6 protein-coding genes are annotated in these 7644 nt (G+C 61.9%); 4 read left to right on the top strand and 2 right to left on the bottom strand.

Going from position 1 to position 7644, the window contains the following annotated elements; all coding sequences use genetic code 11:
* The 3 genes from ABY403_RS00825 to ABY403_RS00815 form a co-directional block, all read left to right on the top strand.
* Positions 1 to 310 (top strand): uracil-DNA glycosylase family protein (locus ABY403_RS00825; protein ID WP_372837625.1); only part of this gene is annotated, 310 nt, incomplete at its 5' end.
* Positions 311 to 441: 131 nt separating this feature from the next.
* Complete coding sequence (locus ABY403_RS00820) at positions 442 to 1980, top strand: efflux RND transporter periplasmic adaptor subunit (protein ID WP_372837623.1); 1539 nt, start codon at positions 442 to 444, stop codon at positions 1978 to 1980.
* Between the two features lie 3 nt (positions 1981 to 1983).
* A complete protein-coding gene (locus ABY403_RS00815; protein WP_372837621.1) occupies positions 1984 to 5361 on the top strand; it encodes an efflux RND transporter permease subunit in 3378 nt (1125 codons plus the stop codon).
* Here the strand turns inward: ABY403_RS00815 and ABY403_RS00810 are convergent.
* The gene (locus ABY403_RS00810) at positions 5342 to 6139 is read right to left on the bottom strand and encodes a protein-disulfide reductase DsbD domain-containing protein (protein WP_372837619.1); all 798 of its coding nucleotides are present in this window, start codon (positions 6137 to 6139) and stop codon (positions 5342 to 5344) included. The genes ABY403_RS00815 and ABY403_RS00810 overlap by 20 nt on opposite strands.
* A 140-nt stretch (positions 6140 to 6279) precedes the next feature.
* Here ABY403_RS00810 and ABY403_RS00805 point away from each other — a divergent pair, with 140 nt between their 5' ends.
* Positions 6280 to 6834, top strand: coding sequence for a YqgE/AlgH family protein (locus tag ABY403_RS00805; protein WP_372837617.1), 555 nt, complete (start codon positions 6280 to 6282; stop codon positions 6832 to 6834).
* Positions 6835 to 6837: 3 nt separating this feature from the next.
* Here the strand turns inward: ABY403_RS00805 and map are convergent, their stop codons facing one another.
* Positions 6838 to 7626: a type I methionyl aminopeptidase gene (gene map / locus ABY403_RS00800; protein ID WP_372837627.1), complete on the bottom strand. Its 789-nt coding sequence runs from the start codon at positions 7624 to 7626 to the stop codon at positions 6838 to 6840.
* Positions 7627 to 7644: the final 18 nt, after the last annotated feature.

Below are 7644 nucleotides of genomic sequence, written 5' to 3'. Positions count from 1 at the left end.
CACCAATGTGCTGCCTTGGCGGCCACCCGCCAACCGAGACCCAGATGCAGCCGAGATCGCGATGTTCCGCCCCTTCATCGCCCGCCATATTGCGCTTGCCGCGCCCGATTTCGTGCTGCTGATGGGCAACTCTGCCTGCGATGCAGCAATCGGCCAGCGCGGTATAACGCGGCTGCGCGGGCGTTGGGTGCAGGCATTTGATCTGCCCGCGCTGCCGATGACGCACCCGGCCTATTTGCTGCGCACTCCCGAGGCCAAGCGCGAATCCTGGGCCGATCTGCTATCGCTTCGAGCGCGGCTGGAAAAATAACGCACAAACCCGCGACGGAATGTGAAACACGCTTCGTTGAACGCCCGGATGCTTGGCCCCATGGGGCCCGGTGTATATAAGCAGACGCACTGATTTCGGTCATCGAAAACAAATGAAATAGGGCGGGTTTGATGCGATTCTTGACGCGGAGTCTGGTCGGGCTGTTTTTAATGGCCGTAACGGTCGGGGTGCTTGCCTATGCAGGTTTCATGGTGCGCTCTGCCGTTGAGTTGCGCCGGAACGCCGAGTCGCGCCCCCGCCCGACACAAGAGCGGGTTTTTTCCGCCAACGTGACCACCGCTACCCGCGAGACTCTGAAGCCGGTGCTGACCGCTTACGGCGAGGTGCAAAGCCGCCGCAGTCTGCAATTGCGCGCGCCCTCCGCCGGGCAGATCGTCGAACTGGCTGAGAACTTCGAGGAAGGCGCGCATGTAACAGCCGGGCAGTTGCTGGTGCAACTCAGCACCACCGAGGCCGAACGCGCGCGTGATGTGCAGCGCGCGGCGCTGGCCGATGCCGAAGGTGCACTGGAAGCCGCGACACGCGCGCTTGCCATCGCAATTGACGATCTGGCGGTAGCAGAAGAACAGGCGCAACTGCGCGAACAGGCGCTGGAACGCCAGCGCACGATTTCCGAGAACGGCTTTGGCACGGCAACCGCCAACGAAACCGCCGAGCTTGCCAGCATTTCGGCGCGTCAGGCGGTGCTGTCAAAGCGCTCGCAATTGTCGCAGGCGCAGACGCAGGTCGATCAGGCGCGCAATACCGTCGAGCGGCAGACGATCGCACTGGCCGAAACGGAACGAAAGCTGGCCGACACGCGGCTTGTAGCCGAGTTTGACGGGCTTCTGGCCGGTGTGTCAGCGGTCGAGGGCGGCCTTGTCAGCAACAACGAAATGCTGGGCTCGCTGATCGACCCCGATGCGCTGGAAGTCTCGTTCCGCGTTTCGACCTCGCAATATGTGCGCTTTCTTGATGCCGATGGTGCGCTGACCCCGGCAAACGTCGAAGTGGTGCTGGAAGTCGCAGGCACGCCAGTCACTGCCCTAGCGCGGTTAAGCCGGGTCAGCGCCGAGGTTGGCGAAGGCCAGACCGGGCGGCTGGTCTTTGCGCAGATCGAAGCTGGTGCCAAAGGGTTTCGGCAGGGCGACTTTGTGACGCTACTGATCGAAGAACCCGCGCTGGAAGGCGTGTTCGAACTGCCCGCAGCCTCTGTCGACGCCAAGGGCAGCGTGCTTGCGCTGGGCGAAGGGGACCGTCTTGAAGAGGTCGCAACCGAAGTGCTGCGCCGTCAGGGCGATTCGGTGATTGTGCGCGCCGACGCGCTTGATGGCCGCGAGGTGGTGACAACGCGCTCGCCGCTGCTTGGCGCAGGGCTCAAGGTTCGCCCATTGCGCCCCGGCGCTACGACGGCAGATCCCGCCGCAGCCCTTGCAAGCCCGATGGCCAGTGCAGGTGCCGAAGGTGCAAGCGCAGCAGGTTCCCGTAGCGCCGATACTGGTGGCGAAATGGTCGTGCTTACGCCCGAACGCCGCGCGGTGCTGATTGCCTTTATCGAATCGAACGCAGGCATGCCCGCCGAGGCCAAGGCGCGCACGATAAGCCAGTTGCAGGAAGAAGAGGTTCCTCGGGTGGTGATCGAGCGGCTCGAACAGCGGATGGGGGGCTAAGTCATGGCAGCAGGGCGCGAACACGTGGCCAGCGCAGCACGCGGTCTGCTTTCCTATTTCACCCGCCACAAGACTTTGGCCAACATCGTGCTGGTCATCATGATCGGTGTGGGCATCAATGCTCTGCCGCGGATGCGTTCGCAGAGCTTTCCCGATACGGTCGTGCAGAATATCAACGTCTCGGTCGCATGGTCGGGCGCGGGCGCTGACGAGGTAGACCGTGCCATCGTGCAGGTGCTGGAACCTTCGCTGCTGGTGGTAGAGGGCGTTACAAGTTCAGTTTCGCGCTCATCCGAAGGCAGCGCGCGCATTGCGTTGGAGTTTGAGCCCGATTGGGACATGAGCCGAGCCGTGGCTGATGTTGAAACCGCGCTGTCGCAGACGAGCAACCTGCCAGACGACGCCGAAGAGCCCACAGTCACGCGCGGTGTCTGGCGCGATACCGTCACCGATGTGGTGATTACCGGGCCGCTTTCGGTAGAGCAGCTTGGCCGTCTGGCCGACGAGCTTGTCACCCGGCTTTACGCCGTGGGCGTTACCCGAACGACGGTGCAGGGCTATGCCGCGCCGCAAACGGTGGTCGAGCTTTCGACCGCGCAGATGATTCAGCACAATGTCACGATGTCAGAGATTTCCACCCTGATCGGCGCGGAAAGCTCTACCGCACCGGCAGGTGAATTGGCCTCGGGCGCGGCGCGGGTGCGCACCGGGGTTGAAAAGCGTGATGCAACCGAGATCGCCGGGCTGGTGCTACGCACGAATGCGGATGGATCAAAACTGACCATCGGCGATGTTGCCACGGTCTATGTCGAGGGTGCCGACCGTAGTCGTGCATTTTACGTCGGCACCAATCCGGCCATATCGGTAAACGTCTCACGTTCTGCCTCGGGCGATGCTGTCGAGATCCAGCATCAGGTCGAAGAGGTCGTGGCGACGATGGAGCTTAGCCTGCCGGAAGGCGTAGAGATCGACCTGATCCGCACGCAGTCCGAGCAGATTACCGCCCGTATCGACTTGCTGATAGATAATGGCGTGCAAGGCCTAGGTTTTGTGGTGCTGTTCCTGTTCCTGTTTCTCAACGCGCGCACCGCATTCTGGGTGGCGGCGGGGATTCCTGTCTCGATGCTTGCGGCAGTCGCGGCGATGCACTTTGCTGGCATGACGCTGAACCAGATCTCGATCTTCGCGCTGATCATCACGCTGGGTATCGTGGTCGATGATGCTATCGTGGTGGGCGAGCACGCTGATTTTCGCGCGCGGCACTTGGGCGAACCGCCTGTCGTCGCTGCCGAAAACGCCGCGCGGCGGATGGCCGCGCCGGTATTCGCATCGTCGATCACCACAATCATCGCCTTTGCCGGGTTGATGGTGATCGGTGGTCGGATGGGCAGCATGATTATCGACATCCCCTTTACGGTGATTGCGGTGCTGGCGGCCTCGCTGATCGAGTGCTTCCTGATCCTGCCCAATCACATGGCGCACGCGCTGACCCATGCTTCCAAGGAAAGCTGGTATGATTTGCCCTCGCGCCTTGTGAACCGCGGTTTTGACTGGCTGCGCACCAATCTGGTGCGGCCATTGATGGCGCTGGTCATTCAAGCCCGATATCCGGTTCTGGCGGTCATGATCTTGTTGTTGGCCTATCAAGGGACCTTGGTCATCTCGGGCAAGGTGCAATGGCGGTTCTTCAGCGGACCCGAGCAGACGCAGGTATCTGTCAATTTCTCGATGCTTCCGGGGGCCACGCGCGAAGACACGCGCGAAATGCTCGCCATGCTCGAGGCAGGCGTATATGCGACAGGCGCGCAATTCGAGGCCGAATATGGCACGAGCCCGGTGGTTTACGTATTGGGTGAAATCGGCGGCAACTCTGGCCGTGCGTTGGCGGGGGCCGACACCAAGGACGCAGACCAGCTTGGCGGCGTATCGATCGAACTGACCGACCCCGACCTGCGGCCCTATTCGTCGGCCGAGTTCATCGCCGCGATGCAGACGCTGACCCAGCGCCATCCGATGGTGGAAGAGTTGAGCTTCCGCGGCTTCCGTGGCGGGCCGGGTGGCGACAGCATTTCGGTTCAGTTCACCGGCGCAGATGTTGACGCCCTCAAGGGGGCCGCAGAGGCCATGAAAACCGCGATGTCGGTTTACCCAGAGGTCTCGGCGCTGGAAGACAACCTTTCCTACGACAAGGAAGAACTGGTCTTGCAACTGACCCCGCAGGGCGAGGCGCTGGGCTTTTCCATTGAAACTTTGGCACGTGATCTGCGGCTACGCATGAACGGGATCGAGGCGGCGGTCTACCCCGACGGTTCGCGCAGCGCCTCGATCTGGGTGCAGGTGCCAAAATCGGAGCTTGCCGACGATTTCGTGGACAGCATGAAATTGCGCACGCCCTCGGGCGAATGGGTGATGCTGTCGGACATCGTGCAGGTTTCGTCTTTCTCGGGCTTTTCTACCGTGCGGCGCGAAGACGGGTTGCGGCTGGTCGCCGTGACCGGCGAGATGTCTGAAGACAATCCCGACCGCGCAACCGAGATCAACGCCGAGATGATCGGCGTGATCTTGCCGCGCATCGCCGAAGACTACGGCGTGACATGGCAGCAATCGGGGCTTGCGCAGCAGCAAGAAGAGTTCTTTGGCGATGCGGCGATGGGGCTCGTCTTCTGCCTTGTCGGCATCTACATCGCGCTTGCCTGGATATTCTCTAGCTGGACCCGCCCGATCGTGGTGATGGCGATCATTCCCTTCGGGCTGATCGGTGCGATCTGGGGGCACTATATCTGGGCTATGCCGATGTCGATGTTCTCGGTTGTGGGCCTGATCGGCATGTCGGGCATCATCATCAACGACTCGATCGTTTTGGTGAGCACCGTCGATGAATATGCCGAGCGGCGTGGTCTGGTTCCGGCGATCATCGACGCAGTGTCCGACCGCTTGCGCCCGGTATTCCTGACCACGGCGACCACGGTTATCGGCCTTGCGCCGGTGCTTTACACCAACTCTAGCGCCGCGCTGTTCTTGAAGCCGACAGTGATAACGCTTTGCTACGGGCTTGGGTTTGGCATGGTGATCGTGCTTATGGTGGTGCCGCCGCTGCTGGCAGTGCAACAGGACTTCGCGCGCTACATTCACGCGCTAAAGCGCGGGCTTTCCACGCCGCGCCTGCGCGTGGTCTTGGCACTGGTGGCTTTGTCGATGGCCGGGGCCTTTGCTGCAACGCTCGGTCGCGCGTTGGTGGCCAACAGCGGCGTGGCGTTGGCGCTGGGCGAGTTTCTGCTGGCATCGCTGGTGGTGGTGGTTCTGGCTACGCTGCTTGCCCCGGTTGCGCTGCGCCGCGCACGGCGCGGGCGCAAGTTGACCGTCAGTCAGAGCAGCCCATGATCTCGACCGCGCCATCATTGCCAAGCACGGTGATGCGCAGCGCCTGCCGGTTAAGTTCGAACGGCCGCGCATTATAGGGCACGATCTCGACAGTCGAGGTCAGCACAGCGCCGTCGCGCGTGTTGCTCGAATCGGAAAACCACGCGGACATGCCGTCCAGTTCGAACAAGGCAACCTCGTCGCCGCCAAGTGCGGGCATGGAAATCTCGGCCGTTAGGCGCACCCCGTCCAAGACCGGTTCAACCGCGCAACTTGCGATGTCTTCGCGCAATTCGGGCCTCTGCGACAAGGCGCTGATGATCTCGGGCGTTGCATTGCCGGGGCCTTCCAGCAGGTCAAACACATTGACCTGCAACGGCACACAAATATCGTGGCAGATGCCAAGCGAAACCTCGGCGGCCAGCCACACATCTTGCGTGGGGTCAGCGGGCACCACTTCGATCGGCAGAATCATTTCGCTGGCATAGCCAGCCGTGCGCATACCGCCGTTTTCAAACAGCTGCGGGCGCGGCCAATGCACGATGACTTCGCCAACATTGCGCGAGCCGTGCCAATCGAAACTGGGCGGCACCCCGGCATCTCCGGGTGCGCGCCAATAGGTTTTCCAGTCGTCCTCCAGAACGATCCGCAGTGCGGTCATCTGGTTTCCGTTTTCGGTTTGCCAGCCGGGCACGAACTCTGCACTTACAAAGCCCGGCATCCAGCCTTGGGCAGCCCCCGCGCTTGGCAGCAAGAGGCTGATCGCTACTGTGGCAAGCAAGGTTTGGCGTGTATTCATGCCATTGAAATAGTCCCCACGAGGGGACGAGCAAAGTCACAAGTGCGACACTACTTTGGTATTGAACGCGGCCAGCAAGGCGGGGCCTTGCGCGCAACGACACTGCGGGCGATGCTTGCACGCAAGCGCGGAGGACAGGCATGGAGCTTACGGGAAAGCTACTGATCGCAATGCCGGGCATGGGCGATCCGCGATTTGAACATGCGGTGGTGCTGATCTGTGCGCATTCGCAACAGGGGGCGATGGGGCTTATCATCAACAAACCGGCACCGCCCGGTATCGGCTGGGCGGGGCTGGCCGAGCAAATGGGGCTTTCGGGGGAAGGCGCGGGAATCGCCGTGCAGTTTGGCGGCCCCGTGGAAACGGGCCGTGGTTTTGTGCTGCACGGTTCTGACTGGCCGCGTGATCGGGCAGCGGCACCTGCGGTGGCACCGGGGCTCGCGCTGACCACAACGCGCGATATTCTCGAAGACATCGCCGCGGCTCGTGGCCCTGCGCGGGCTATACTGATGCTGGGTTATGCAGGCTGGGGTGCCGGGCAGCTAGAGGCCGAGATCGGCGCGAACGCTTGGCTTACATGCGAGGCCGATGCCGAACTGGTGTTTTCCGGCGCGAACGCGCGCAAGTGGGAGGCCGCCTTGCGCACGCTTGGGGTTGATCCGCTATCGCTTTCCGCCGCCGCTGGGCGGGCGTAAGCGTCAGCGCCAGGTCGGATAGAACCGCCCGGCGGGCGACAGCGTGAAAATCTCGCAGCCAGTGGCGGTAACGCCGATCGAATGTTCGAACTGCGCGCTCAGCGATTTGTCGCGTGTGACTGCGGTCCAGTCATCGGCCAGAACCTTGGTTTCGGCCCGCCCGAGGTTCACCATCGGCTCGATCGTGAAAAACATACCCTCTTCAAGCACAGGCCCGGTGCCGGCGCGCCCGTAATGCAGCACGTTGGGTGCCGCATGAAACACCCGACCAAGGCCATGCCCACAAAAATCGCGCACGACGCTCATCCGGTTTGCCTCGACATAGGTTTGAATGGCAGCGCCTATGTCGCCAAAGGTGTTGCCGGGCTGCACGGCGGCAATGCCCAGCATCAAGGCCTCATGCGTGACTTCGATCAGCCGTTCGGCTTTGCGACCCAAGTTGCCAGCCACATACATGCGCGAGGTATCGCCGTACCAGCCATCAAGAACCACGGTGACATCAATGTTGAGGATGTCGCCGTCTTTTAGCAACTTGTCGCCCGGAATACCGTGGCAGACGACATGATTGACTGAAATGCAGCTTGCGTGTCGATAACCGCGATAGCCGATGGTGGCCGAAACCGCGCCGCGCGCGGTAACGGTTTCGCGGATGAAATCGTCGATTGCCGCGGTGGTGGTGCCGGGTACGACAAGTGTTGCCACTTCATCGAGGATTTCGGCCGCCAGCCGACCTGCGTTCCGCATACCTGCGAAATCGGTGTCTTCATAAATACGGATGCCGTCTTTGGTCATGCGACCACGAGTTTCTCG

The organism is Phaeovulum sp. (genome assembly GCF_041596715.1).
Taxonomy (GTDB): domain Bacteria; phylum Pseudomonadota; class Alphaproteobacteria; order Rhodobacterales; family Rhodobacteraceae; genus UBA6213.
This window is presented reverse-complemented; position numbering and strand designations above follow the sequence as displayed.

What these genes read in the sequence shown, in the direction of transcription:
- ABY403_RS00820 (WP_372837623.1), top strand. Translation starts at nt 442, where the DNA reads ATGCGATTCTTGACGCGGAGTCTGGTCGGGCTGTTTTTAATGGCCGTA.
- ABY403_RS00815 (WP_372837621.1), top strand. Translation starts at nt 1,984, where the DNA reads ATGGCAGCAGGGCGCGAACACGTGGCCAGCGCAGCACGCGGTCTGCTT.
- ABY403_RS00810 (WP_372837619.1), bottom strand. Translation starts at nt 6,139, where the DNA reads ATGAATACACGCCAAACCTTGCTTGCCACAGTAGCGATCAGCCTCTTG.
- ABY403_RS00805 (WP_372837617.1), top strand. Translation starts at nt 6,280, where the DNA reads ATGGAGCTTACGGGAAAGCTACTGATCGCAATGCCGGGCATGGGCGAT.
- map (WP_372837627.1), bottom strand. Translation starts at nt 7,626, where the DNA reads ATGACCAAAGACGGCATCCGTATTTATGAAGACACCGATTTCGCAGGT.